General features: G+C 70.1%; 21 protein-coding genes. 10 read left to right on the forward strand and 11 right to left on the reverse strand.

The window, feature by feature from the left end; all coding sequences use genetic code 11:
* Window positions 1-27 precede the first annotated feature (27 nt).
* Together AB8810_RS09920 and dbpA are read right to left on the reverse strand one after the other, a co-directional pair.
* Window positions 28-540: a hypothetical protein gene (locus tag AB8810_RS09920; protein WP_241094040.1), complete on the reverse strand. Its 513-nt coding sequence runs from the start codon at window positions 538-540 to the stop codon at window positions 28-30.
* A 2-nt stretch (window positions 541-542) separates the two neighbouring features.
* Window positions 543-1,919 (reverse strand): ATP-dependent RNA helicase DbpA, encoded by a 1,377-nt coding sequence (dbpA, locus tag AB8810_RS09925; RefSeq protein ID WP_179565282.1) that lies wholly within the window; start codon window positions 1,917-1,919, stop codon window positions 543-545.
* Between the two features lie 129 nt (window positions 1,920-2,048).
* Here dbpA and AB8810_RS09930 point away from each other — a divergent pair, with 129 nt between their 5' ends.
* Window positions 2,049-3,947 (forward strand): ATP-binding cassette domain-containing protein, encoded by a 1,899-nt coding sequence (locus tag AB8810_RS09930; protein ID WP_369916392.1) that lies wholly within the window; start codon window positions 2,049-2,051, stop codon window positions 3,945-3,947.
* A gap of 463 nt (window positions 3,948-4,410) precedes the next feature.
* On the opposite strand, the gene AB8810_RS09935 is transcribed toward AB8810_RS09930, so the two are convergent.
* Together AB8810_RS09935 and AB8810_RS09940 are read right to left on the reverse strand one after the other, a co-directional pair.
* A complete protein-coding gene (locus AB8810_RS09935) occupies window positions 4,411-4,911 on the reverse strand; it encodes a barstar family protein (RefSeq protein ID WP_179565278.1) in 501 nt (166 codons plus the stop codon).
* The gene (locus AB8810_RS09940) at window positions 4,908-5,381 is read right to left on the reverse strand and encodes a ribonuclease domain-containing protein (protein ID WP_179565276.1); all 474 of its coding nucleotides are present in this window, start codon (window positions 5,379-5,381) and stop codon (window positions 4,908-4,910) included. The genes AB8810_RS09935 and AB8810_RS09940 overlap by 4 nt, the downstream gene beginning before the upstream one ends.
* A 333-nt stretch (window positions 5,382-5,714) precedes the next feature.
* Between AB8810_RS09940 and AB8810_RS09945 the strand changes: the two genes are divergently transcribed.
* Entirely contained in the window at window positions 5,715-6,326 is a 612-nt protein-coding gene (locus AB8810_RS09945) for a superoxide dismutase (RefSeq protein WP_179565274.1), read from the forward strand.
* A gap of 60 nt (window positions 6,327-6,386) precedes the next feature.
* Here the strand turns inward: AB8810_RS09945 and AB8810_RS09950 are convergent, their stop codons facing one another.
* Both AB8810_RS09950 and AB8810_RS09955 read right to left on the reverse strand, forming a co-directional pair.
* On the reverse strand, window positions 6,387-6,878 hold the full coding sequence (locus tag AB8810_RS09950) for a helix-turn-helix domain-containing protein (RefSeq protein WP_369916393.1): 492 nt from the start codon (window positions 6,876-6,878) through the stop codon (window positions 6,387-6,389).
* A gap of 143 nt (window positions 6,879-7,021) precedes the next feature.
* Complete coding sequence (locus AB8810_RS09955) at window positions 7,022-7,420, reverse strand: hypothetical protein (RefSeq protein WP_179565271.1); 399 nt, start codon at window positions 7,418-7,420, stop codon at window positions 7,022-7,024.
* Window positions 7,421-7,597: 177 nt separating this feature from the next.
* On the opposite strand from AB8810_RS09955, the gene AB8810_RS09960 reads away from it, so the two are divergent.
* Both AB8810_RS09960 and AB8810_RS09965 read left to right on the forward strand, forming a co-directional pair.
* Window positions 7,598-10,603, forward strand: coding sequence for a triple tyrosine motif-containing protein (locus AB8810_RS09960; protein WP_369916394.1), 3,006 nt, complete (start codon window positions 7,598-7,600; stop codon window positions 10,601-10,603).
* Window positions 10,604-10,648: 45 nt separating this feature from the next.
* The gene (locus tag AB8810_RS09965; RefSeq protein WP_179565666.1) at window positions 10,649-11,266 is read left to right on the forward strand and encodes a response regulator transcription factor; all 618 of its coding nucleotides are present in this window, start codon (window positions 10,649-10,651) and stop codon (window positions 11,264-11,266) included.
* Between the two features lie 33 nt (window positions 11,267-11,299).
* Here the strand turns inward: AB8810_RS09965 and AB8810_RS09970 are convergent, their stop codons facing one another.
* The 3 genes from AB8810_RS09970 to AB8810_RS09980 all read right to left on the reverse strand — a co-directional run bounded on the left by AB8810_RS09970 (window position 11,300) and on the right by AB8810_RS09980 (window position 17,108).
* On the reverse strand, window positions 11,300-12,205 hold the full coding sequence (locus tag AB8810_RS09970; protein ID WP_369916395.1) for an endonuclease/exonuclease/phosphatase family protein: 906 nt from the start codon (window positions 12,203-12,205) through the stop codon (window positions 11,300-11,302).
* A gap of 64 nt (window positions 12,206-12,269) precedes the next feature.
* The gene (locus AB8810_RS09975; RefSeq protein ID WP_369916396.1) at window positions 12,270-15,251 is read right to left on the reverse strand and encodes a glycoside hydrolase family 3 C-terminal domain-containing protein; all 2,982 of its coding nucleotides are present in this window, start codon (window positions 15,249-15,251) and stop codon (window positions 12,270-12,272) included.
* A gap of 84 nt (window positions 15,252-15,335) precedes the next feature.
* The gene (locus AB8810_RS09980) at window positions 15,336-17,108 is read right to left on the reverse strand and encodes a M14 family metallopeptidase (RefSeq protein ID WP_369916397.1); all 1,773 of its coding nucleotides are present in this window, start codon (window positions 17,106-17,108) and stop codon (window positions 15,336-15,338) included.
* A 179-nt stretch (window positions 17,109-17,287) separates the two neighbouring features.
* Between AB8810_RS09980 and AB8810_RS09985 the strand changes: the two genes are divergently transcribed.
* Both AB8810_RS09985 and AB8810_RS09990 read left to right on the forward strand, forming a co-directional pair.
* On the forward strand, window positions 17,288-18,844 hold the full coding sequence (locus tag AB8810_RS09985) for an oligopeptide:H+ symporter (RefSeq protein WP_179565266.1): 1,557 nt from the start codon (window positions 17,288-17,290) through the stop codon (window positions 18,842-18,844).
* A gap of 9 nt (window positions 18,845-18,853) precedes the next feature.
* Window positions 18,854-19,489 carry a rhomboid family intramembrane serine protease gene (locus AB8810_RS09990; RefSeq protein ID WP_206228814.1) on the forward strand — a complete coding sequence of 212 codons (636 nt, stop codon included), beginning with the start codon at window positions 18,854-18,856 and terminating at the stop codon, window positions 19,487-19,489.
* Between the two features lie 175 nt (window positions 19,490-19,664).
* Here the strand turns inward: AB8810_RS09990 and AB8810_RS09995 are convergent, their stop codons facing one another.
* A complete protein-coding gene (locus AB8810_RS09995) occupies window positions 19,665-19,865 on the reverse strand; it encodes a hypothetical protein (RefSeq protein ID WP_179565262.1) in 201 nt (66 codons plus the stop codon).
* A 300-nt stretch (window positions 19,866-20,165) separates the two neighbouring features.
* Here AB8810_RS09995 and AB8810_RS10000 point away from each other — a divergent pair, with 300 nt between their 5' ends.
* The 4 genes from AB8810_RS10000 (at window position 20,166) to AB8810_RS10015 (ending at window position 23,082) form a co-directional block, all read left to right on the forward strand.
* On the forward strand, window positions 20,166-20,453 hold the full coding sequence (locus tag AB8810_RS10000) for a GNAT family N-acetyltransferase (RefSeq protein ID WP_369916398.1): 288 nt from the start codon (window positions 20,166-20,168) through the stop codon (window positions 20,451-20,453).
* A 61-nt stretch (window positions 20,454-20,514) separates the two neighbouring features.
* Window positions 20,515-21,375 carry a DUF3298 and DUF4163 domain-containing protein gene (locus AB8810_RS10005; protein ID WP_179565258.1) on the forward strand — a complete coding sequence of 287 codons (861 nt, stop codon included), beginning with the start codon at window positions 20,515-20,517 and terminating at the stop codon, window positions 21,373-21,375.
* 11 nt (window positions 21,376-21,386) lie between these two features.
* A complete protein-coding gene (cfa, locus tag AB8810_RS10010; protein ID WP_369916399.1) occupies window positions 21,387-22,505 on the forward strand; it encodes a cyclopropane fatty acyl phospholipid synthase in 1,119 nt (372 codons plus the stop codon).
* A gap of 79 nt (window positions 22,506-22,584) precedes the next feature.
* Window positions 22,585-23,082 carry a MarR family winged helix-turn-helix transcriptional regulator gene (locus tag AB8810_RS10015; RefSeq protein WP_179565254.1) on the forward strand — a complete coding sequence of 166 codons (498 nt, stop codon included), beginning with the start codon at window positions 22,585-22,587 and terminating at the stop codon, window positions 23,080-23,082.
* A gap of 105 nt (window positions 23,083-23,187) precedes the next feature.
* Here the strand turns inward: AB8810_RS10015 and AB8810_RS10020 are convergent, their stop codons facing one another.
* Complete coding sequence (locus tag AB8810_RS10020; protein WP_369916401.1) at window positions 23,188-25,389, reverse strand: M3 family metallopeptidase; 2,202 nt, start codon at window positions 25,387-25,389, stop codon at window positions 23,188-23,190.
* Between the last annotated feature and the right edge of the window lie 135 nt (window positions 25,390-25,524).

Genomic DNA, 25,524 nt, shown 5'->3' on the forward strand with positions numbered 1-25,524 from the left:
CGATCGCGACCCCCGCGCGACGCCGCATCAGTGCGGATAGACCACCGTTTCCAGGCTGGGGTCGGCGTAGGCGTCGGCGTGGCTCAGGTGCCCATCGAACGGGCCGACCTTGCAGATCCGTCCGTCGTGCGTGAACACCAGTTGCAGTCCGTGTTCCTGTTCCCAATTGCAGTTGCACTCCAGGCTGATGCGTACGCGGCCGTCGCGATAGCGGCTGGCATAGGCCTCGCTGCCGAACTGGACGTGCTGCCACACTTGCGCCTGGTCGTCGATGCGCGGCGAGGGCAAGCCGTGCTTTTCGTGCAAGGCGTGCATGCGTTGGTAATACGCGAACACGTGCGTCGCGGCGGCGGCGAACACCGCATCGTCGATGTGCAGGAACGCTTCGATGGCGGCACCGAAGTCGGCCTGCGCCGGATCGGCGGCATAGTCTTCGAGGACGAAACTGCAGTCCGCGCGCATCCAGCGCACCGGCACCGCATCGCTCCAGGCGGTGCCGTCTTCGTCCTCGTCCAGCGACGCCAATATCTGCGCCAGCAAGCTCACAGCTTGCTGACCCGGAACCGGCGGCCCTTGATCTTGCCCGCCTGCAGTTGTCCCAGCGCGCGGCCGGCATGCTCGCGGGCGATGGCGACATAGGAGCGGGTCGCGTAGATCGCGATCTTGCCGATCGCCGCGCCCGACAGGCCGGCATCGCCGGTCAGCGCGCCGAGGATGTCGCCGGCGCGCAGCTTGTCGGTCTTGCCGCCGTCGATGCGCAGCGTGACCATCGCCGCCTGCGGCAGCTGCGCCGGGCGCGCGGTGGCCAGCGGTGCGCGCGACCAGCGCAGCGGCTGGCCCTGTTCGGCCTCCAGCGCCTGCGCGCGCGCCAGCTCGCGCGGCGCCACCAGGCTCAGTGCCAGGCCGCGCTTGCCGGCACGCGCGGTGCGGCCGATGCGGTGGCGGTAGGTTTCGGTATCGGTCGGCAGTTCATAGTTGAGCACCGCCGCCAGGTCCTCCACGTCCAGCCCGCGCGCGGCCACGTCGCTGGCGACCAGCACGTTGCAGCTGCGGTTGACGAAGCGCACCAGCACCTCGTCGCGGTCGCGCTGTTCCATGTCGCCGTGCAGCGCCAGCGCCGAGAAGCCGAACTGCTGCAGCGAGCCGGCCACCTCGTCGACCTCCTTGCGGGTGTTGCAGAACACCACGCTGGACTCGGGGGTGAAGCGCAGCAGCAGCCCGGCCACCGCCTTCTGCCGGTAGGTGGGGTCGACTTCGAAGAACTGCTGCTCGATCTCCGGGGCGCTGTCGGCGCCTTCGATGGTGATTTCCGCCGGCTCCTTCAGCAGTTCGCGCGCCAGGGTGCGGATCGCGTCGGGGAAGGTGGCCGAGAACAGCAGGCTCTGGCGGTGCTTGTCGCAGCGGCTGGCGATCTCGCGGATCGGCTCCTCGAAGCCCATGTCGAGCATGCGGTCGCCTTCGTCCAGCACCAGCGTGCGCACCCCGCCCAGGTGCAGCGCGCGCTTGCGCGCAAGCTCCTGGATGCGCCCGGGCGTGCCGACCACCACCTGCGGATCGTGCGCCTCCAGCGAGGCCAGCTGCGGGCCCAGCGGCATGCCGCCGGTCAGCACCACCAGCTTCATGTTGGGAATGCCGGTGGCCAGCTTGCGCAGCTGCTTGCCGACCTGGTCGGCCAGTTCGCGGGTCGGGCAGAGCACCAGCGCCTGCGCGCGGGTCAGCGCCGGGTCCAGCTTGTGCAGCAGGCCCAGGCCGAACGCCGCGGTCTTGCCGCTGCCGGTGGGCGCCTGCACGATGACGTCCTGGCCGGCCAGGATCGGCGGCAGGCTCTGCGCCTGCACCGGGGTCATCGTGGTGTAGCCGAGCGCGTCGATGCCCGGCGCCAGCGCCGGGGAGAGGGACAGGGTGTCGAAATCGTTCATGGCGCATTTTAGCCGGGACTGGGGACTCGGGACCGGGGACTCGGCAAATCCGGAGCAATGCGCGGCCAACCGCGGCCGTCTGCGCTCTTGGTCCCGAGTCCCGAGTCCCGAGTCCCGTACAATTCCCCCATGCCTCTTATCACTCTGCAGAACGTCGACTACAGCGTCGGCGGCCCCTTGTTGCTGGAAAAGACCGAACTGTCGATCGAGCCGGGCGAGCGTATCGCCCTGATCGGCCGCAACGGCGCCGGCAAATCGACCTTGATGAAACTGATCGCCGGCGAGCTCAAGCCCGACGATGGCGAGATCCGCGTCCAGCAGGGCGTGCGCATCGCGCGGCTGGAGCAGGAGGTGCCGCACGGCGCCGCCGGCAGCGTGTTCGACGTGGTCGCCGACGGCCTGGGCGAGCTCGGCCACTGGCTGGCCGAGTTCCACCGGCTCAGCCACGCCGCCGAGTTCGACGGCGACGCGCTAGGCGCGGTGCAGTCCAAGATCGACGGCGCCAACGGCTGGGCGCTGGACCAGCGGGTCAACGAGACCCTGACCCGGCTCGACCTGGACGGCGACGCCGAGTTCGCGCGGCTGTCCGGCGGCATGAAGCGGCGCGTGCTGCTGGCGCGCGCGCTGGTGTCGGCGCCGGACCTGCTGCTGCTCGACGAGCCGACCAACCACCTGGACATCGAGGCGATCGACTGGCTGGAACTGTTTCTGAAAGGCTGGAACGGCAGCGTGGTGTTCGTCACCCACGACCGGCGCTTCCTGCGTGCCCTGGCCACGCGCATCGTCGAGATCGACCGCGGCCAGGTCACCAGCTGGCCCGGCGACTGGGCCAACTACGAGCGCCGCCGCGAGGAGCGGCTCAATGCGCAGGCGCAGGAGAATGCGCGCTTCGACAAGATGCTGGCGCAGGAAGAAGTGTGGATCCGCCAGGGCATCAAGGCGCGCCGCACCCGCGACGAAGGCCGCGTGCGGCGCCTGGAATCGATGCGCAACGAGCGCACCCAGCGCCGCGAACTCGGCGGCAACGTGCGCATGGAGGCGGCGCAGGGCGAGTCTTCGGGCAAGAAGGTGATCGAGGCCAAGGAGCTGAGTTTCGCCTTCGGCGCGCGGACCATGGTGCGCGATTTCTCCAGCACCATCCTGCGCGGCGACCGCATCGGCCTGATCGGCCCCAACGGCAGCGGCAAGACCACGCTGCTGAAGCTGCTGCTGGGCGAGCTGACCCCGGGCAGCGGCGAGGTCCGCACCGGTACCAACCTGCAGGTGGCCTATTTCGACCAGTACCGCGCCACCTTGCGCGAGGACTGGAGCGCGATCGAGAACGTCGCCGAGGGCCGCGACTTCATCGAGGTCAACGGCAAGCGCAAGCATGTGCACGGCTATCTGCAGGATTTCCTGTTCACCCCGGAACGCGCGCGTGCGCCGATCACCCGCCTGTCCGGCGGCGAGCGCAACCGCCTGCTGCTGGCGCGGCTGTTCGCGCAGCCGTCGAACCTGCTGGTGATGGATGAACCGACCAACGACCTGGACGTGGAGACGCTGGAGCTGCTGGAAGAGTTGCTCGGCGACTACACCGGCACCTTGCTGCTGGTCAGCCACGACCGCGACTTCATCGACAACGTGGTGACCTCGACCATGGTGATGGAAGGCGACGGCCGCATCGGCGAGTACGTCGGCGGCTACAGCGACTGGGTCCGCCAGCGCGCCGCGCCGCCGGCCAGCGCGATGGCGGTAGCCAAGGCCTCGGCCACCGCGGCGGCGACCGCGCCTGCAGTGGTAGCGCCCGCCGCTGCCGCGGCGCCGGCGGCCAAGCGCAAGCTCAGCTACAAGGATGCGCGCGAGCTGGAGCAGTTGCCGGCGCGGATCGAGAGCCTGGAGCAGCAGGTCACGGCATTGACCGCGGCGATGACGGAATCGGCGTTCTACCAGCGCGATGCGGCGGCGGTGACCGCGCATACGCAGGCGCTGACCCAGGCGCAGGCCGAGCTGGACGCGGCCTATGCGCGCTGGAGCGAACTGGACGCGTAGCGGCGCCGGTCTAAGGGGCGTTCTCTGCTACAGGCGCTTGCCGTCGGCTGGCCGGCGCACTGTGGGACTGCAGGGGGACTTCAGTCACGACAGCATCCGAAGCCGGAGAGTCCGCCGCTGCGCGCGTCGCGACTGAAGTCGCTCCCACAGGGAACTCGCGCCGCGTTGGCTAGGTGCACTGTGTGAGGGACTTCAGTCCCGACGCGGTCCGGTTGCGGCGACTTCGCCGCTTCGTTCGTCGCGGCTGAAGCCGCTCCTACAAAGTCTCGTGGCCTGCGTGCTGGGTGCACTGTGGGAGGGACTTCAGTCCCGGCGCGGTGCGGTTGCGGCGACTTCGCCGCTTCGTCCGTCGCGGCTGAAGCCGCTCCTGCAAAGTCTCGCGGCCAGCGTGCTGGGTGCACCTTGGGCGGGATTTCAGCATTGAAGCGGCGCCAGCCGCGCGACTGCGCAGCCGGCGCTCCGCTCAGCGCGAAGCGGCTTCCTCTTCGTCGTCGTCTTCGTCCAGATCATCGGCCTGGCTGTCGCGTTCGTCGGATTCGGCCTCGTCGCCGGTCAGCAGGCCGACGAAGGCGACGAAGGCGATGCCGTCCTGCGCCCATTCCTTGGCCACGTCGTCGAGCAGTTCCAGCAGCACGTCGAAATCCTTCTTCGCCACCGATTGCAGTTCGGCCGCGTCTTCCAGCAGCAGCGCATAGCCGCCCTTGGCCGGCAGCCACGACAGGTCGCGCAGGCCGTCCATCAACGCATCCCAGTTGCGGCCAAAGCCGATCGGGAAGTCCAGCTGCGCGGCCAGCCGCATCAGCAGCATCGGCTTGCTGCTGCAGCCCTGCAGGTCGATCCGGCACAGCCGCAGGCCGGCGTCCCGGCCGAGCGCGGCGATGCTGTCCAGGTCGCTGTTGGCGACGCGGTAGACGCCGGATGCGGCCGGCTCGGCGAGGTTCAGCGAAAAATTGAAAGTGTTCATGGCGACGGCCTCCCGGAGGCGATGCTGAAACTGCGGAAACTGGCGTAGTGGTCGTCGCTGTAGTACCAGACGTCCGGCGGGTCGCCGCCGGTGACGATGCGCCGCGTCCCGCGGTGCTCCAGCCCCGGCGTGTCGACGGTGTATTCGCGATAGTAGCCGCGCGGGCGTGACGGCAGCCGGTTTTCGCGGTTGCCGAACACGCTGCCGTCCTGGCGGTGCGGGAACGGACCGCCGCGCTGGATCAGGGCGATGGTGGCGCGCGCTTCGGGCGGCAGGAACGCCGGCAGCGTGGCGTCCGCGCTCGCGGCCGGCGTGGCCGGCGGCTGGGCCGGCGCAGGTGCCGGCAGCGGAGCGGGGTTGGTGAGCGCGGGCGCGAACTGCGGATGCGGCGGCTGCTGCAATGCGCGGATGCCCCACAGTCCGGCGGCGAGCAGCACGATCGCGGCGATCAGTAACACGGGCTTGCGCATCGGGGGAAGCTCCAGCGAGAACGGCGGGCGCCGCGTTCTGGCGCAGCAGCGGCACAGTATGGGCGAGCGCGGCTGTTCGTGCTCTTAACCACGTGCCAGCAATGCTGGCCTGGCATCGCGCCAGCGCCGCGGACGCGGCTGCAACGCGCGATTCACATGCGACTAACCGGGTGCTGGCGCATGGTAGCCGCCGATCCGCGGCGGCGGCCGGCACTGCCGTTGCGCGATGGGACGATGTTTCCCCAACGCCGGTCTTGGTATGGTCGCCGGTCGTCCCTACCATTCATCATGCAACGTCCGTCCTTCCGGCGGGCGAACGTCCAGGAGAACCACATGGCCTACACCCTCCCCAAGCTGCCCTACGCCTACGACGCGCTGGAACCGCACATCGATGCGCAGACGATGGAAATCCATCACACCAAGCATCACCAGACCTACATCAACAACGTCAATGCCGCGCTGGAAGGCACCGAGTACGCCGACCTGCCGGTCGAGGCGCTGGTGTCCAAGCTGAAGTCGCTGCCGGAGAACCTGCAGGGCCCGGTGCGCAACAACGGCGGCGGCCACGCCAACCATTCGCTGTTCTGGACGGTGATGGCGCCCAACGCCGGCGGCACCCCGGTCGGCGAGGTCGCCAAGGCGATCGACAGCCAGCTGGGCGGCTTCGACAAGTTCAAGGAAGCCTTCACCAAGGCCGCGCTGACCCGCTTCGGCAGCGGCTGGGCATGGCTGAGCGTGACCCCGGACAAGAAGATCGTGGTCGAAAGCACCGCCAACCAGGACAGCCCGCTGTTCGAGGGCAACACTCCGATCCTGGGCCTGGACGTGTGGGAACACGCCTACTACCTGAAGTACCAGAACCGCCGCCCGGACTACATCGGCGCGTTCTTCAACGTGGTGGACTGGAACGAAGTCGAGCGCCGCTACCACGCCGCGATCGCCTGATCGCGCCGGCAGCGCCGTGGATCGAAAGGCCGGGTTCGCCCGGCCTTTCGTTTTGTGCGCTCAGGCGGCCGGCAGGCACAGCCTGGCGGTGACGGGCGCACGTTCGGCGCCGTTGCCGGGCACCGCGGCCGGCGTGCCGCTACCGGCGCTGTCGCGGTTGTGCCGCGCATACCAGCCCGGGGTCGCGCCGGTGACGCGGCGGAAGCTGTTGACGAAATGGCTCTGGTCGAAGAAGCCGAGTTCGTAGGCCACGGTGCTGACCGAATGGCGTCCGCTCAACAGCAGTTGCCGGGCGCGTTCGATCCGCCGCTGCAGCAGGTATTGCATCGGGCTGTGGCCGGTACTCAGGCGGAACATGCGCGCGAAGTGGTAGCGGCTGACGCAGGCGGCGTTGGCGATGTCGGCCAGGCCGATGCGCTCGGCCAGATGATGGTCGATGTAGCGTTGGGCGCGGGCCAGTGCGCACGGGCGCAGGCCTTTGCCGGCGGCGCTGGCGGCGGGCGGGCGATCGGTGGCGGTGGAGCGTTGGGCGGGAGCGTGGGGGCGGGGCATGGCGTGTCTCCTGGGAAGCGCCGGAAACGCACGCGCGCGATCTCGGCTGTCGCCTGCGGCATGCGCGTGGATGCGGTTCCGGGACCTGTCCATGCTGCTGCCGGCGCCGCAGCGCGGCCACCCCATTCCGGCAGAGCGGATGCTCACCCGTTCGGGGGATTCCGCTGCGAGGCCTGTGCCGGTTCGCGCGGCAACACCAGCAGGCGCCGGCCGAAACAGCGTGCGTCGAGCGAATAGGCTCCGGGCCCGAGCAGCGCCAGTGCCAGCGCCGGCAGTGCCGCCAGCAGTGCGCTGCCCGCCACGGTCGTGCCATGCCACAACGCCAGCGCCGGCACTGCGCAGGCCAGCGCGGCGGCGAGCGGAGTGAGCGCGCCGACCGCCGCCAGCAGCGCCAGCGCCAGCGCCGCCCAGCGCCAGTGCGGCGGCAATGCCCAGGCGCCGCCGGCGGTGGACGGCCATAGGCTCAGCGCCAGGAACAGCCGCAGGGCCAGCAGCCCGAGTCCGGCGCTGCCGCCGGGGAACATGGAGTAAAGTCGTTGCATGGCCCTCAGGCTAAGGCCGGCGCAGCACGCCGGCCTAGCCGTATTCGGGGCAGCGCAACATCCCTCGATCGGGGCGTTGGCGGGTTCGGCGCAGCCGTCGAAAATCCGGTTTTTTCCTTTTTGCGAGCGAGAGAAAGCGCAGTGCGAAGTCTGCGAAGACGGCTTTGGGCGGGCGCCGTGCTGGTGCTCGGCCTGGCCTTCGCGGCGACGCTTGCCGCGGCCACACCGACGCCGTTGCGGCCGACGCCGCTGCACAACACCGCCTGGCGGGTGGAGCAGGGCGCGCCGGCGGACGTGTGGGCGCTGGCGCAGTCGGGCGACGGCTATCTGTGGATGGCCACCGGGTTCGGCCTGTACCGCTTCGATGGCGAGCGCTTCGAGCGCCGCGAGCCGGCGCATGGCGCGCAGTTGCTGTCGCAGAACGTGACCGCGCTGACCGTGTTGCCGGACGGGCGCATGTGGCTGGGCTATTTCGATGGCGGCGCCAGCCTGCTGCAAGGCGGCCGGCTGCTGAACTTCGGCGCGGCCGAGGGCTTCCCGGCCGGGCCGGTGGCGCGCTTGGAAACGGACGGCCAGGGCACGCTGTGGGCGGCGACCTGGGCCGGGCTGGCCCGCTTCGACGGCCGCCGTTGGCAGCGGATCGGTGCCGACTGGGGGTATCCGTCCGCACGCGCCGACTGGCTGCTGCGCGACCGCCGCGGCGTGCTGTGGGTGAGCAGCGGCGACAGCGTGCTGCGGCTGCGCCCGGGCGCACGCCGCTTCGAGTCCACGGGCGTCGCCACCATGCTGTACGCGGTGCTGGCCGAAAGCCCGGACGGCCGCATCTGGCTGTCGGACCGGCGCGGCGGCACCCGCGTCATCGCCGATGCCGACGGCACGCTGCTGCCGCCGACGGCGCAGCTCGCCGTGCCGGCGCTGCGCGGTCTGGCGGCACGGCGCATGGGCTTCGCCCGCGACGGCAGCCTGTGGCTGTCCGATTTCCAGGCGCGCGGCGCGGTGCGGGTGGTGCTGGACGATCCGCGCGCGCCGCGGCTGGAGCGGTTGCGCCGCAGCGACGGGCTGGCCTCGGACTTCGCCGCGCCGGTACTGGAGGACAAGGAGGGCAATGTCTGGATCGGCAGCACGCTAGGTCTCAACCGCTATCGCCAGCGCAACGTGATGGCGCTGCCCGGCCAGCCCGGTGCCGAGGCCGGCGAGGTCGAAGTGCATGCGCAGCCCGACGGCAGCGTGCTGGTCTCCGACCCGCAGGGCATGTTCCGCGCCGACCGCGCCAGTGCCGAGCGGCTGCTGCGCGGCGAACCGCTGGCGCAGGAGTACGCGCGGCTGCGCGACAGCGGCTGGGTGCTCGGCGCCGACGCCATGCTGCGGCTGCGCCACGGGCGCCGCGAGGAGGTCGCGTTGCCGATCGGGTTCGCGCCGCGGCAGGTGCGCGCGTTCCTGTCCGATCGCGCCGGCGATGCCTGGGTCGCGATCGCCGAGCACGGCGTGTTCCGTTACCGCGCCGGGCAATGGACGCGACAGGCCCTGCTGCCGCCGGCGACCTGCACCGCGATCGCCGAGGACGCGCAGGGCCGCTACTGGTTCGGCTACGCGTCCGGGGAAGTGCGGCAGTTGCAGGGCGGGCGGGTCCGCGCGTTCGCGGCCGGCGACGGCGTGCAGGTCGGCCGGGTCAATACCATCCATGCCGGCGCCGGCGCGCTGCTGGTGGCCGGCGAGCTGGGCATCGCGCAATGGCAGGGCGCGCGCTTCGCGACATTGCCGCCGTCGCGCGCACCGGGCTTGCGCGGCATCACCGGCATCGCCGAGAGCGAGGACGGCGAGCTGTGGCTCAACGGTGCCGTCGGCGTGTCGCGGATCGGCCGGCGCCAGCTCGATGCGGCGCTCGGCGCCGCCGCGGCGACGCTGCAACCGGCCTACTACGGTGCCGCCGACGGCTTGCCCGGCCTGGCGGTGCAGGCCAGCCGCAGCGGCACCGCGGCGCGCGACGGCGACGGCCTGGTCTGGCTGGCCACCAGCCAGGGCCTGGCCTGGATCGACACCCGGCGCCTGTGGCGCAACCCGTGGCCGCCGCAGGTGTTCGTGCGCGCGCTGTTCGCCAACGAGCGGCCGCTGCCGCTGGACGCGCCGCTGCTGTTGCCCAAGGGCACCACGCGGGTGCAGATCGCCTACACCGCGACCAGCCTGACCTCGCCGGAGCGGATGCGTTTCCGCTTCCGCCTGGACGGCGTGGACGAGACCTGGCGCGATGCCGGCGCGCGCCGCGAGGCGTTCTACACCAACCTGCGCCCCGGGCAGTACCGCTTCCAGGTCATCGCCGCCAACAACGACGGGATCTGGAACACGCAGGGCGCCACGCTGCGCTTCGGCATCGCGCCGCGCTTCGTGCAGACCCCGGCGTTCTGGCTGCTGTGCGCGCTGGCGCTGCTGCTGGCCTTGTCGGCGCTGTACCTGCTGCGCATGCGCCAGCTGGCCACGCGGCTGCGGCTGCGGCTGGAAGAGCGCTACCAGGAGCGCGAACGCATCGCCCGCGAACTGCACGACACCTTGCTGCAGGGCTACCAGGGCCTGATCCTGCGCACCCATGCGGCGCTGGGCACGCTGCCGGCCGGCGCGCCGCTGCGGCGCGAACTGGAGAGCACGCTCGATCGCGCCGAACTGGCGCTGGAGCAGGGGCGCGACCGGGTCGAGGGCTTGCGCGCCAGCGCCGGGAACACGCCCTCGCTGCCGACCGCCTTCGCCGACATGCTCGAGGAACTGGGCGCGCACTCGCAGGTGCAGCGGCGGGTGCTGGTCGAAGGCGCGCCGCTGCCGCTGCAGCCGCTGGTCGCCGACGAGTTGTACCAGCTCGGCCGCGAGGCGCTGCTCAACGCGTTCCGGCATGCGCAGGCGAGCAGCATCGAGGTCGAGATCGCCTACGGCCGCGATGCGCTGCGGCTGCGTTTCCGCGACGACGGCCGCGGCATCGAGCCGCAGGTGCTGGCCGCCGGCGGCCGCGCCGGGCATTGGGGACTGACCGGCATGCAGGAGCGCGCGCGGCGCATCGAGGCGCGCCTGGATGTGTGGTCGCGGCCCGGCATGGGCACCGAACTCAATCTGCGCCTGCCGGCGCGCCGCGCCTACCGCGAACCGGCGCGAAACCGGCTATGGTGCCGCCTGCGCCAGTGGCTGGCGGGAACCGAGTGAAGTGAGACGTGAAGTGAGCGAGCCGAAGTGAACGAGGTGTTGCCGATGCCGATCCGCATCCTCGTCGTCGACGACCATCCGCTGCTGCGCGAGGGCATGGCCGCGGTGCTGGCCGCGCAACCGGACCTGCAACTGGTCGGCGAGGCCGCCGATGGCCTGCAGGCGCTGCAGGCCTATCGCACGCTGCGCCCGGACCTGGTGCTGCTGGACCTGCAGTTGCCCGGCCTCGGCGGCATCGAGGTGATCGTCGCCCTGCGCAAGGAATTCCCGCAGGCGCGGATCGTGGTGGTCACCGCCTCGCGCGGCGACGTGCAGGCGGTGCGCGCGCTGGAAGCCGGCGCCAGCGGCTATCTGCTCAAGAGCGGGCTGCGCCGCGAACTGGTCGACACGGTGCGCGCGGTGCACCAGGGCCGGCGCCAGGTGCAGGCCGAAGTGGCGGCGGGGATCGCCGAACACCTGCTCGGCGACAGCCTGTCCGCGCGCGAAATCCAGGTGCTGCAGAGCGTGGCCGCGGGCAATTCCAACAAGGCCATCGCCGCGCTGCTGTCGATCGCCGAGGAGACGGTCAAGGCGCACATGAAGAACATCCTGTGCAAGCTCGGCGCTCGCGATCGCACCCACGCGGTGGCGATCGCGGTCAAGCGCGGCATCATCGAACTGTAGGCAGAGCGGCGCGCGCCGTCGCGCGCGCTGCGGTCAAGGCACCGGCAACGGCGGGGCCGCGTCCGCCGGCAGCGGATCCAGCGGTTGCAGCGCCACCAGCAGGCCGCGCTGATCGGCGCCACGCGCGGCGCCCGGCGTGCGCGGCAGCAGCCGCGCGCTGCGCAGCGGACGGAAGCGGTCGCGTTCGAAGAACACATGGTCGGCCTGCGCGGCCAGCGCGAACAGGTGCGGATCCAGGCCGTTGCGCGGCGTGTCGTTGCCGGCGCCGCGCAGGCGCGCGTCGCTGTCGCCGAAGCGCGCGGCCAGCGGCGCCAGTTCCGGTGCGTCGGCGGCGGCGTAGAAGCCGCCGGCCAGCAGCGAGGGCACGCCTTCGGCGGTGGCGTCGATCCACGCCATCAGGTCGTCGGCCTGTTCGCGGCGGCTGGCGCCACCGTCGCGCTCGGCATGCAGGCGGGTGAAGTAGAGATTCACCGGCTGTCCATGCAGGTCCACGCGGACCAGACCGGCCACGCTGTAGTCCTCGAATGGATGCAACAGGGTCTCCGCTTCTTCCAGCACCGGCAGCCGGGTCAGCAGCGCATTGCCGCGGCGTTGCGGCCGGCTCGGCGGATCGGCGCTGATGAAATGGCAGTGGTAGCCGAGCTGCGCGGCCAGCCATTGCGCCTGGTTCGGCAACGCGGAGGTCTGCAGCACTTCCTGCAGCGCGATCGCATCGGGTTGCAGCCGTTGCAGCGCATCGACGAGGCGCACGCGGCGCGCGGGCCAGTCGTTGCGGTCCTGATCGAGATTGAGGCTGACCACGCTGAGCGTCGCCGCGGGCGCAGGCGGCGGCGCCGGCAAGCCGGCGGGCAGCGCTTGCGCGCCCGCATGCGTCACCAGGGCCAGCAGCAGCCAGCCGAGGCGATGCCGTCGTCGTGGAATCCCGGGCGTGCGCGTCATGCGCTGAATGCTAGGACCTGCGGCTTCAGCGCCGCGTGTACACGGACACGCGGCGCTGCGGTTTCTAGCGCGGCAGCACGCTTTCTTGTAGACGCAGCGGCACGCTGGCCGCGGCCTGCGTCGCCGAGCGGCCCAGCACCAGTTCGTAGTCGCCGGCGGCGATGCGCCACTGGCGCTGCGCCGGGTCGTAGTCGGCCAGGGTCTTGGGCTCGGCGACGATGCTGACGCGGCGGGTTTCGCCGGGCTTGAGCGTGAGCTTGTCCCAGCCGACCAGGCGGATCGGCGTGTGGTGGCCCTGCGGCAGGCGCAGGTACAGCTGCGGCACGTCGGCGCCTTCGCGTTCGCCGCTGTTGCGCACGTCGAAGCTGGCGATCACCGTGCTGCCGTCCACCTGCACGCTCAGGTTGGCGTAGTCGAAGCGGGTGTAGGACAGGCCGTGGCCGAACGCGTACAGCGGATCCAGGCCGCGCGCGGCGAACCAGCGGTAGCCGACGTTGGCGCCCTCGATGTCGTAGTCGACATTGCTGCCGGCCGGTTGCGCCGGCTTGAAGCCCAGCCCCGGGATCGACGGCCGCGGCAGCTGCGCCACGTCGCGCAGCCAGGTCACCGGCAGGCGCCCGGACGGATTGACTTCGCCCAGCAGCAGGCGCGCCAGCGCTTCGCCGCCGCGGATGCCCGGGTACCAGGCTTCCAGCACCGCCGGCACCTGTTGCAGCCACGGCATCGCCACCGGGCCGTTGGTCTCCAGCACCACCACCGTGCGCGGGTTGGCCTTGGCCATTGCCGCGATCAGCGCGTCCTGCTTGCCTGGCAGTGTGATGTCGGGCAGGTCCACCGATTCGGCCGACCACTGCGTGGCGAACACGATCACCGCTTCGGCACCGCGCGCGAGCTTGGCCGCCGCCGCCACATCGTCGCCGCTGGCATAGTCGATCTGCGCGTCAGGCATTGCCTTGCGCAGCGCCTGCAGCGGCGAGGACGGATGGAACATCACCGGGCCCGGCCAGGTGGTCGGGGCCAGCCCCGGCACCGCGTTGGCGCCATTGACGGTGAAGCCGACCATCGACGAGCCGCCGCCGCCGATCACGCCCTTGTCGGCATGCCCGCCGATCACCGCGATGCGCCGCAGCGTGCGCGGCAACGGTAGCGTGTCGCGCTCGTTGCGCAGCAGCACCGTGCCTTCCTCGACCACTTTCTGCACCGCGTCGCCGCCGGCGACGTCGTCGATCGGCTGGCGCTGCGGCGGATGGTCGAAGCTGCCGGTGGCGATGAAGGCGCGCAGGATGCGCCGCACCATGTCGTCCAGGCGCGCCTGCGGCACCGTGCCGCCGGCCACCGCCAGGCGCAGCGGCTGGTCGAAGTACACCGCCTTGTCGAACACTTCGCCGGCCGATTGCTGGTCCAGCCCGGCCAGCGCCGCCTTGGAACCGCTGTGCACGCCGCCCCAGTCGGACATCACGTAGCCGGGGAACTTCCATTCCTGCTTGAGCACCTTGTTGAGCAGGTAGTCGTGTTCGCAGCCGTAGATGCCGTTGATGCGGTTGTAGGAACACATCACCGAGCCGGGTTCGCCGATCTTCAGCGCCAGCTCGAACGCCAGCAGGTCCGATTCGTGCATGGCCTGCTCGCCGATGTCGGCGCTGTGGGTGTTGCGCCCGGTCTCCAGGTCGTTCATCGCGAAGTGCTTCATCGTCGACACCACGCGCTGGCTCTGCACGCCGCGGATCGACTCGCCGACCATCACCCCGGCCAGCAGCGGATCTTCGCCGGCGTACTCGAAGTTGCGGCCGTTGCGCGGATCGCGCTGCAGGTTGACGCTGCCGGCCAGCAGCACGTTGAAGCCCTGCTGCCAGGCCTCGCGGCCCATGGTGGCGCCGCCGGCGAAGGCCAGGTCGCGGTTCCAGGTGGCGGCGGTGGCCGGGCCGGACGGCAGCGCGGTGGCGTGGTCGCCGGGGCGCACGTTGCCCGGATTGGTCACGCCGACGCCGGCGTCGGCCAGCTGCTGCGCGGCGATGCCAAGGCGTTCGATCGCCGGCACGAAGCCGGCCGAGCCGAGCGCGCCGGGCGGCAGCGGACCGCCGTCCTTGCCCAGGCCGAAGTAGCTGTGCAGCATCTGGAACTTCTCGTCCTGGGTCATCGCCTGCACCAGCAACGCGGCGCGGCGGTCCGGCGCCAGCGCGCGATCGGTCCACGGGCGCTGCGCATCGGCGGTGGCGCTGGGCGCCAGGCGGAACGTGCTGACCAGGCCGAAGTGATCCGAGGCCCAGACGCCGTTGGCGTCGGGCTTCTGGAACAGGATGCGGCTGCTCACCGGCTCGAACCGCTCGCGCTGGAAGAACACGTGGTCGATGCGTTTGGGCGGATTGAACTTCGGGTTCAAGGTGCTGTCGGCACGACGGTCCTTGGCGCCGTGCAGGCTGCCGTAGCTGTCGCCGAAGCCGCTGCGCAGCGCGGCCAGTTCCGGCGCGTCGGCGCTGGCGTTGAAGTCGCCGGCGAGCAGCGACGGCGCGCCGTCGGCGGTCTTGTCGACCCAGGCCAGCAGGTCCTGCAGCTGGCGTTCGCGCAACGCGCCGCCGGCCTCGGTCCAGTGCAGGTGGGTGACGTAGAGATTGACCGCGCGGCCGTCCACGTCCAGGCGCAGGCGCCCGGCGGTGCGGCTGTCGTCGAGCGGGTTCAGGCGGATCTGTTCGCGCGCCAGGATCGGGCGCCGGGTCAGCAGCGCGTTGCCGTAGCGCTGCGCGGCGCCGGGCGGATCGACGCTGGTGAAGTAATAGGCGTAGCCGAGCTGCTCGGCCAGCCATTGCGCCTGGTTCGGCAGCGCGTCGTGCTGCAGCACTTCTTCCAGCGCGATCGCGTCCGGATGCAGTTCGCGCAGGGTCTGCACGATCTGGGTGCGCCGATTCGGCCAGTCGAGCTTGTCGTGGTACAGGTTCAGCGTGACCACGCTGAGCGTCGGGGTGTCCTTGGCGATCGCGGGCGCAGGCGCGGCGAAGGCCGGCCAGGCCAGCGCGAGCGCCAGGCAAAGGAGTCCTGAAAACGTTTTCATAGCGGGGCGTGAGGCCTCTCTAGCAGCTGAAGGGATTGCGCATCGGGGGGAGTTGGGGGGGGGGAGGGTAGAGCCGCTGAAGCGCTAGGACGGCGCTTCGTCGCTGCGCATCACCGGATACAGCCGGTACTGCGCATCCCAGGAGGAATGGCGGCGGTGGAAGAACTCCAGCCGCGCATGCGGATCCTTGGCGAAGTCGGCATCGTGCTCGAGCTTGCTCTCGAATTCGGCCTTCAGTGCCGGGTCGCTGGCCAGCATCTGCCGCGCCACGTCCTCGGCCACATAGTCTTCCATGTATTCGGTGCGCTCGAAGGCGCTGTTGAACTCGCCCCATTGCAGCAGCGAGTCCGGCGCCTGCGGTTCCAGCAACGCCATCAGCAACCGCGCCTTGGGCTGGGCGATCGGCACGAACAGGGCGCCGGCGCCGATGGCGCGCGTTTCGGGGGTCCAGGCGCCCTGCACGCTGAGCCGCTGGTGGCCTTCGGAGGAACGCGCGGCGAAGCTGGCATCGTCGGCGCGGAACGTCTGCACCGGCAGCGTGGCGGCGCGGTCCAGGGTGCGGAAGGCGATGCCGTGCTGGCGCAACTTGGCGGCGACCAGCGCCGCCTGCGCGGCCGGCACCAGATAGCCGGCGCGCGGCGCCACGACTTCCACGCTGGGCACGATGTGATCGCGCAGCGGTACCCGCCAGATCTGCGGGGTGCGCTCGTCGTAGCGGGTCATCAGCGCCCCGGACACCGGCGACAGCGTGCGGGTATAGGCGTAGCCGCGGAAATCCACCAGGCGCGACTGCTCGGTGGTGCGGTAGTCCAGCGCCAGCGTCTTGCCGCCGAGCTGCTGCGCGCGCGCGTCGGCGGCGAGCGCGTCGGCGCGCCAGCGGCCGCCGTTGCGTGCCACCTGCTGCAGCACCGAGACGATGGTGTTGCGGGTGATGCGCACGCGTTGCGGATAGGGCTTCCACGAATGCGTTTCCACCAGCATGCCGAAGCGGTTGCGCAGCTGGAAATAGCCGTGCGAGAAGCGCGGCGTGGCCACGCCGTCCTCGAAGCCGGAGGCCGGATCGTCGTTGACCACGAACGAGGGGTAGTAGGGCAGCGGCAGCGAGCCCTGCCGCTTCAGATCGGCCAGCACGCCGTCGCGCAGGCGCAGGCCGTCGCCGCGCAGTGCGGCGTCGCCGGCATGCAGCGGTTCCACCTGCACCGACACGTCGTGCTCGAACTGCGCGCCGTCGGTGACGTGCAGGTCCACGTACAGCAGCGGGTCCCATTGTTCGACCAGGCGCAGCATCGCCTGCATCTCCGGCGCGTCGGCCTTGACGTAGTCGCGATTGAGGTTGAGGTTCTGCGCGGTGGTGCGCCAGCCCATCTGCTCCGGCCCGCGCTGGTTGGGCCGGTTCCAGGCGCCGAAGCGCTCGTGGCCATCGACGTTGAACACCGGCACGAACAGCCACACCTGCTTGTCCAGCGCGCCGCGCGCGGCCTCACCGTCGAGCAGCTGGCGCAGCGCCAGGAAGCCGGCGTCCTTGCCGTCGATCTCGCCGGCGTGGATGCCGCCCTGGATCAGCACCACCGGCAGCTTGCGCGCTTGCGCCGTTGCGGCATCCAGCGCGCCGGACGTGGAGACCGCCAGCGCCTTCATCGGCCGCCCCTCGGGCGTGGTGCCGAAGTCGAAGCACCGCACCGCCTGCGGATAGCGCTGCGCGAACGCGTCGCACAGCGCGATGGTCTCCGCGTAGCGCCCGGTACGCAGAAAACCGCTGCGCTCGGCCTCGGTGGACAGGCCCGCATCGCTGGCCAGCAATGGCATGCTGCACAGCAGCATCGGCAGCAGGAGGGGGACCAGCCAGGGTCGGATCATTGCGGCACCGTCGCGGGAGAGGCCCCCATGATGCGTGCAGCGCGCCGATTGCGAAAGCACCTGCGTGCCGCCCCGGCCGCTGCGCACGGTTCGATTCGCCCGGAACGATCGGGTAACCTTCTGAAAATTTTGCCTGGACCGGTGCCTGTGACGAGCGAACGATCGACGAGGAAGTGCGGATGAGTGCGGCCAACGCGCACGCCGGCGCGCGGATGCCGCGGCAGATCCCGTACATCATCGGCAACGAGGCCTGCGAGCGTTTCAGCTTCTACGGCATGCGCAACATCCTGGTGCAGTTCCTGATCACCTCGCTGCTGCTGCAGGAAATGACCGCGCCCGGCCGCGAGGCCGAGGCCAAGCACATCATGCACAGCTTCATGGTCGGCGTGTATTTCTTCCCGCTGCTCGGCGGCTGGCTGGCCGACCGCTTCTTCGGCAAGTACACCACGATCCTGTGGTTCAGCCTGATCTATTGCGCGGGCCACGCCTGCCTGGCGCTGTTCGAGGGCAGCCGCGAAGGGTTCTTCGTCGGCCTGGGGCTGATCGCGCTGGGCGCCGGCGGAATCAAGCCGCTGGTGGCCTCGTTCATGGGCGACCAGTTCGACCAGTCCAACAAGCACCTGGCCAAGGTGGTGTTCGACGCGTTCTACTGGATCATCAACTTCGGCTCGCTGTTCGCCTCGCTGCTGATCCCGCTGGCGCTGAAGAACCTGGGGCCGGCGTGGGCGTTCGGCATTCCCGGCATCCTGATGTTCGTGGCCACGCTGGTGTTCTGGGCCGGGCGCCGCCGCTATGTGCGCGTGCCGCTGCCGCCGCAGGATCCGCACGGCTTCGCCCAGGTGGTGCGCAGCGCGCTGCTGTCGCGCGCGCCGGGGCAGGGGCGTCCCGGCCTGGCGCTCGCCGCCATCGCGGTGGTGCTGGCGCTGGCCAGCTTCGCGCTGCTGCCGACGCTGGGCATCGTGATCTGCCTGTGCCTGGCGCTGGTGCTGCTGTTGGCCGGGATCGGCGGTGGCACCTGGTGGCAGCTGGAGCGCGCCCGCGCGGTGCATCCGGACGCGGCGGTGGACGGCGTGCGCGCGGTGCTGCGGGTGCTGGTGGTGTTCGCGCTGGCGACGCCGTTCTTCTCGCTGTTCGACCAGAAGGCCTCGACCTGGGTGCTGCAGGGCCAGCAGATGCAGATGCCCGACTGGTTCAGCGCCTCGCAGATGCAGGCGCTGAATCCGGCGCTGGTGATGCTGCTGATCCCGTTCAATAACCTGGTGCTGTATCCGCTGCTGCGCCGTGGCGGCTACGAGCCGACCGCGTTGCGGCGGATGACCGCGGGCATCGCCTTCAGCGGCCTGGCCTGGATCGTGGTCGGCACGCTGCAGGTGGCGATGGACGGCGGCGACGCGCTGTCCATCGCCTGGCAGATCCTGCCGTACGCGCTGCTGACCTTCGGCGAGGTGCTGGTCTCGGCGACCGGCCTGGAGTTCGCCTACAGCCAGGCGCCGCAATCGATGAAGGGCGTGGTGATGAGCTTCTGGAACCTGACCACCACGGTCGGCAACCTGTGGGTGCTGCTGTCCAACGCGGCGGTGCGCAACGACACCGTCACCGCGCACATCGGCAGTACCGGGCTCAGCGAAACCGCGTTCCTGATGTTCTTCTTCGCCGCCTTCGCCTGCGTCGCCGCGCTGTTGTTCGGGCTGTATGCGCGCCGTTACCGCATGGTCGATCATTACCGTACCGCCTGAGGCCCCCGCATGCCGTCCGTCACCCCCGTCAACCTGATCCTGATCGTCCTCACCGTGCTGGTGTCGTGGGCGGCGTTCAACAACCGCAAGCTGCTCGACCGGCTGATCCTGTGGCCGCCGGCGATCGACCGGCACAAGCAGTACGACCGGCTGGTGACGCATGGCTTCATCCACGCCGATTTCCCGCATCTGCTGTTCAACATGATCACGCTGTACTTCTTCGGCGGCCCGATCGAACGGTTGATGGAGCGGTTGACCGGCAGCCTGCTGACCTATCCGCTGTTCTACCTGGCGGCGCTGGTGGTGGCGATCCTGCCCAGTTACCTGAAGAACCAGAAGAACCCGAACTACTTCAGCCTGGGCGCGTCCGGCGCGGTCTCGGCGGTGCTGTTCGCCTACATCCTGCTGGCGCCGTGGACCGGGATCTACTTCTTCTTCATCCCGATTCCGATACCGGCGATCCTGTACGCGCTGTTCTACGTGGGCTACAGCATCTGGATGGACCGCCGCGGCGGCGACAACATCAACCACAGCGCGCACCTGGCCGGCGCCGCGTTCGGGGTGATGTTCCTGCTGATCATGGAACCGTCGGTGCTGCAGCACTTCCTCGACCAGCTGGCGCAGCCGCGCTTCGGCCGCGGCTAGCGGCCGCGCGGATTCGCGAACGCCGGCGGCGATGCCGTCGCTGCAGGTGGGCGCGAGGCGAGGGGACCGCCGAAACGGAAACCGGCCGCCAGCGCGGGGTGCGCGCTGCGGCCGGTGGCTCGAAACCTCTCCGGCGGTCTGCGGCCCGCGCCGCGGTCCGCGCGTGAGGCTCGGCTCAGGCGGCCTGCTGGCCGCGCAATTGCACGTTGGCGCTGCCGATCGCGGCGTGTTCGTAGGTTTGCTTCAGCCGGTCGTAGACCTCGCTGTTGAGCTGGTCGAATTCCCAGCCCTGGGTGTGGCCGCTGACCACCAGTTGGTACAGCCCTTCCAGCAACGACGCATCGTGGTCGCCATGGATCTGTTCGTTGTCGCTCATGCGCATCGCCCCTGTTCGATTACACCGTGATGGATTTCGCAAGTCCCATGCCAGATTTCCACGGTGGTACGCGGTTGGTAGCGGCCGCGCGCGGCAGGACTTTAGGGCGCGTCGCCGATTCCCGAGCCAGCTGCAGGGATCGGCGCGCGTCCCTGAGCCGCGTCGTGGCCGGCCGCCGGCCCGGCCCCGGCCGGAAGTGACGCAGCGCGTCGGCTGCGGGTGACGCGGCGCGGCGTGCGGCTTCACATCGTCGCGGCGCGCGCGCGACCAGACTGTGCATTCCGTCGCATGAGCCAGGCCATGAGCGCAGCGTCCTCCCCACCGATCGCACACGATCCGCAGCGACAGCGCTTCGCGCTGCAGCTGGACGGCCATGAGGCCGAGTTGGACTATCTGCTGCAGGACGGCCGCCTGGTCATCACCCATACCGGCGTGCCGACCGCGATCGGCGGCCGCGGCTTGGCGGCACGGCTGGTGAGCGCGGCGCTGGACCATGCGCGGGCGCAGGGATTGAAGGTGGTCCCGGCCTGTTCGTACGCGGCGGTGTTCGTGCAGCGCCATCCCGAATACGCCGACTTGCTCGGCTGAGTACGCACGACGCGACGACGGCGCGATAATTCGTCATCACACAGACGCAAGACACAGGGGAATGGACGTGAGGCACAGGGTACAGACGGGGCAGAACATTCCATGGCGGTGGACGGCGCTGGCGTTGGCGGCGACGTTGGCCGTGGCAGGGTGCAAGCGCGAGGCGGCGGCGCCGGCCGCCGAACCGGCGCCGGCTCCGGCGCCCGCCGCCGCGGCGGCGCCCGCAGCGCCGGCCCCGATGGAACTGAAGGACGTGATTGAGCACAGCCCTAGCTACGTGGTCGGCATCACCTTCCCGCCGGCGCTCAACCGCTATCCGGGCCTGGCCGAGGCGGTCGGCCGCTACGCGCAGGCCGCGCGCGGCGAACTGATGGAAGCGGTCGGCGGCCTCGGCAACGACCGTCCCAGCGCGCCCTACGAGCTGTCGCTGCAGTTCGAGATGCTGCTGGAACGGCCCGAACTGGTGGCGGTGGCCGCCGACGGCAGCCGCTATACCGGCGGCGCCCATGGCGAGCCGCTGGTGGCGCGCTTCGTATGGCTGCCGCAGCAGCAGCGCATGCTGACCGCCGAGACGCTGATTCCCGATCCCAAGGGCTGGGCGCAGGTGGCCGGCTATGTCGCCACGCAGCTGCGCCAGGCGGTGCAGGCGCGGGTGGATGCCGAGCAGTTGCCGCCGGAGGACCACGACGAACAGGTCCGCAGCGCCGACAAGATGATCGCCGAAGGAACCGAGCCGCAAGCGGAGAACTTCAGTCAGTTCCAGCCCCTGGTCGACGCCGCCGGCAAGATCGTGGCGTTGCGCTTCGTGTTCCCGCCTTACCAGGTGGGACCGTATTCCGATGGCACGCAGACGGTGGATGTCCCGGCCAGCGTGCTGCGCGGGTTGGTGGCGCCGGAATACGCGGAGCTGTTCGCGGCATAGCGGGTGCGGGCGTGGCCGGGCCGCTGCAGCGCCGTGTCGTCGACCTGCTCGCCAGTGCCGACGTGCGCGTCGGCGGCGCGCGCGCCCACGACATCGCGGTGCACGACCCGCGTTTCTACGCGCGGGTGCTGGCGCAAGGGTCGCTGGGCCTGGGCGAAAGCTACATGGACGGCTGGTGGGAGGCGCCGGCGCTGGACCAGACCCTGGCGCGGCTGCTCGATGCCCGGCTCGAGCAGCGCGTGCACGGCATCGCCGACCTGGCCTACGCGGTGCGCGCACGCCTGTTCAACCTGCAACGCGGACGCCGCAGCTACGAGGTCGGGCGCCGCCACTACGACCTGGGCAACGACCTGTACCGCGCGATGCTCGGCCGCCGCCTGGTCTACAGCTGCGGTTACTGGGCCGCCGCCGACGCTCTGGATGCGGCGCAGGAGGCCAAGCTGGACCTGGTCTGCCGCAAGCTGCGGTTGCGCCCGGGCATGCGCGTGCTGGACATCGGCTGCGGCTGGGGCGAGGCGCTGAAGTTCGCCGCCGAGCGCTACGGCGTGGCGGGCGTCGGCGTCACCGTGTCGCAGGAACAGGCCGATTACGCGCGGCAGCTGTGCCGCGGCCTGCCGATCGAGATCCGCCTGCAGGACTACCGCGCGCTGGACGAGCGTTTCGACGCGATCTTCTCGATCGGCATGTTCGAGCACGTCGGCGACAAGAACTACCGCAGCTACTTCGCACGGGTACGGCAGTGCCTGCATCCGCACGGGCTGTTCCTGCTGCACAGCATCGGCAGCAACGTGTCGCGGCACCGGACCGATCCGTGGATCGCGCGCTACATCTTTCCCAATTCGATGTTGCCCTCGGCCGCGCAGATCGCCGCGGCGCTGGAAGGTCGCTTCGTGTGCGAGGACTGGCACAACTTCGGCGCCGACTACGAGCGCACGCTGCAGGCCTGGCGCGACAACGTCGAGGCGGCCTGGCCCGGTCTGGATGCGCAGCGCTACGACCTGCGTTTCCGGCGCATGTGGCGCTTCTATCTGGCCGGGTCGATGGCCACCTTCCGCTGCCGCCGCGCGCAGTTGTGGCAGCTGCTGCTGTCGCCCGAAGGTGTACGGGGAGGATACCGCGCACCGCGGTGAGCGAAGGCGGATGGTTGCTGTCGCACAACAGTCGGTAGCATTGGCGGCCCCGACCCCCGACGTGCGATTCCACCCTCCCATGGGAAGTTTTGATCAGACCGAGCGGCGCGTAGCCTTCACCTGCGAGCGCTACCCTGCCTTCCCACGCGAACCGGCCGTGCTGGTCAGGCTCGTCAAGCATCTGTACAAGCGCATCCACGCCAATGCCTGCGGGCTGCTCAAGGCGCACGGCATCAGTCCGCCGGAATACGAGATCCTGATGATGCTGTACGGCACGCCCGGGCAATGCATCACTCCGACCGAAGTGGCCGAGGCGGCGAGCGAGAAGCCCGCCAACATCACCCGCCTCACCGACAACCTGTGCGGCAAGGGCCTGCTGCTGCGCTCGGCCAGCCCCGAGGACCGGCGCAAGATCACCCTGACCCTGCAGCCGGCCGGGATCGCGCTGATCGAACGCATGTTGCCGGCGGTGTGCACGTTCCTGGACGAGGAGACCGCCGGCCTGGACGAGGCCGAGCAGGTGCAGCTGGAGACGCTGCTCAAGAAGATGCTGGCCGGCATCGACAGCGCCGGCTGACCGCGCCGCGTCCGCGCGTGCGGACGCACGCGGCTGCGGCAAGCGCCGCAAACGACGACGCCGCCCGCGGTGCGGGCGGCGTCGGGGTACGCATGGCGCCGGGGTTCAGTCCTTGCCGGCCGGCGTCTGCGGCGTGGCGCCGTCGCCGCCGCCCGGGGTCAGGCCGCGCTTTTCCAGCAACGGTTCGATCTTCGGCGCGTGCCCGGCGAAGTCCTGGAACAGCTGCATCGCATCGACGCTGCCGCCGCGCGAGAGCAGGGTCTGGCGGAAGCGGTCGCCGTTGGCGCGGCTGAGCCCGCCATGCTGCTTGAACCACTGCTGGGTGTTGGCGTCGAGCACCTCGGACCAGATATAGGCGTAGTAGCCGGCCGCGTAGCCGCCCATGATGTGGCTGAAATAGGGCGTGCGGTAGCGCGGCGGCACCGGCGCGTAGGCGATGCCGTCGGCGGCCAGCGCCTTGGCCTCGAAGTCCATCACCCCCGCTGCCGGCGGCACCTGGCCGGCAGCGAGCTGGTGCCAGCGCTGGTCGAGCATCGCCGCGCCCAGGTATTCGGTGGTGGCGAAGCCCTGGTTGAACTTGGCCGCGGCCACCACCTTGTCCAGCAAGGCCTGCGGCATCGGCGCGCCGCTCTGGTAGTGCTTGGCGTAGTGCTTGAGGATGGCCGGATCGTCCGCCCACATCTCGTTGACCTGCGACGGGAACTCGACGAAATCGCGCGGCACGCTGGTGCCGGAGAAGTACGGGTACTTCACGTTGGAGAACATGCCGTGCAGCGCATGGCCGAACTCGTGGAACGCGGTGGTGACCTCGTCCCAGGTCAGCAGCGTGGGCTGGCCGGCCGGCGGCTTGGGAATGTTGAGGTGGTTGGCGACCACCGGCTTGTAGCCGGTCAGCGCCGACTGCGACACGTAGGAATTCATCCACGCGCCGCCGCGCTTGGATTCGCGCGCGTACATGTCGGCGATGAAGATCGCCAGCTGCTGGCCGTCGGCGTCGAACACGTCGTAGACCAGCAGGTCGTCGCGGTAGGTCGGCAGGTCGGTGCGCTGCTTGAAGGTCAGCCCGTATTCCTGGTTGGCGGCGTAGAACACGCCGTTTTCCAGCACGTTCTTCAGTTCGAAGTAGGGCTTGAGCTGGGACTCGTCGAAGTCGTACTTGGCCTGGCGCACCTTCTCGGTGTAGTAGGCCCAGTCCCAGGCGGCGAGGGTGAAGCTCGGCTTGCCGGCCGCCTTCTGTTCCTTGTCGATCATCGCCTGCAGGTCGGCGGCCTCGCGCTTGGCGTTGGCGACCGCGGCCGGGGCCAGCTTGCCGAGCATCGCGTTGACCGCTTCGGGGGTCTTGGCGGTCTGGTCTTCCAGCGAGTAGGCGGCGTGGTTCGGGTAGCCCAGCAGCTTGGCGCGCTCGGCGCGCAGGCTCATGATCCGCGACACCAGCGCGGTGTTGTCGTACTTGCCGCCGTGGCTGCCGCGCGACACCGAGGCTTCGTAGATCTTCTGCCGCAGCGCGCGGTCCTTGAGCTGGGTCAGCGGCGGCTGGCCGGTGGTGTTGAGCAGCGCGATCACGTACTTGCCGTCGAGCTTGCGTGCCTTGGCCGCTTCCGCCGCCGAGGCGATCTGTTCGTCGGACAGGCCGTCGAGCTGCTTGACGTCGTCCACCACCACCGCGGCGGCATTCACTTCGGCCAGCACGTTCTGGCTGAACTGGGTGCCAAGCTTGGCCAGCTCGGCGTTCATCGCCTTGAGCTTGGTCTTGTCGGCATCGCCGAGCTTGGCGCCGTCGCGCACGAAATCGCTGTAGTACTTCTCCACCAGACGCACGCCCTGCGCGTCCAGGCCGAGCTGGTTGCGGGTGTCGTACAGCGCCTGGATGCGCGCGAACAGCTTGGGATTGAGCGAGATCGTGTCGCGGTGCGCGGCGAACTTGCCCGAGTACTCCGCCTGCAGCTGCTTGCGCGCATCGTTGGTGTCGGCGCCGACCAGGTTGAAGAACACCGTGGTCGCGCGGTCCAGCACCTGGCCGCTCTTCTCCATCGCCACGATGGTGTTGTCGAAACTCGGCTTGGCCTTCTGGTTGGCGATCGCCTCCACTTCCTTCAGCTGCTGCGCCATGCCGGCGTCGAAGGCCGGGGCGAAGTCGCTGTCCTTGATCCGGTCGAACTGCGGGTAGTGCAGCGGCAACGGGCTTTCGGCGAAGAACGGATTGGCCTGCGTGGCCGCTTGCGCAGCGGCGGGCGTGGCGGCGTTGGCGTAGGCAGGCATGGCGAGTCCGAGCGTGGCGGCGAGCGCGAGGGCGAGGCGGGTGGTCATCAAGCGGTATCCAGCGATAAGGTTGGACCATGCAGGCTACCGCAGTGCGGCGCATGCGGCCCGTGACTAAAGCCATGGGGCCTATGGCGCGGCGCAGCACATGCTGCAAGCGCGCTTGCCTTCGCCGCGGCGGCG

Source organism: Xanthomonas sp. NCPPB 3005 (assembly GCF_041228095.2).
In the GTDB taxonomy this organism is placed as follows: Bacteria; Pseudomonadota; Gammaproteobacteria; order Xanthomonadales; family Xanthomonadaceae; genus Xanthomonas_A; species Xanthomonas_A bonasiae.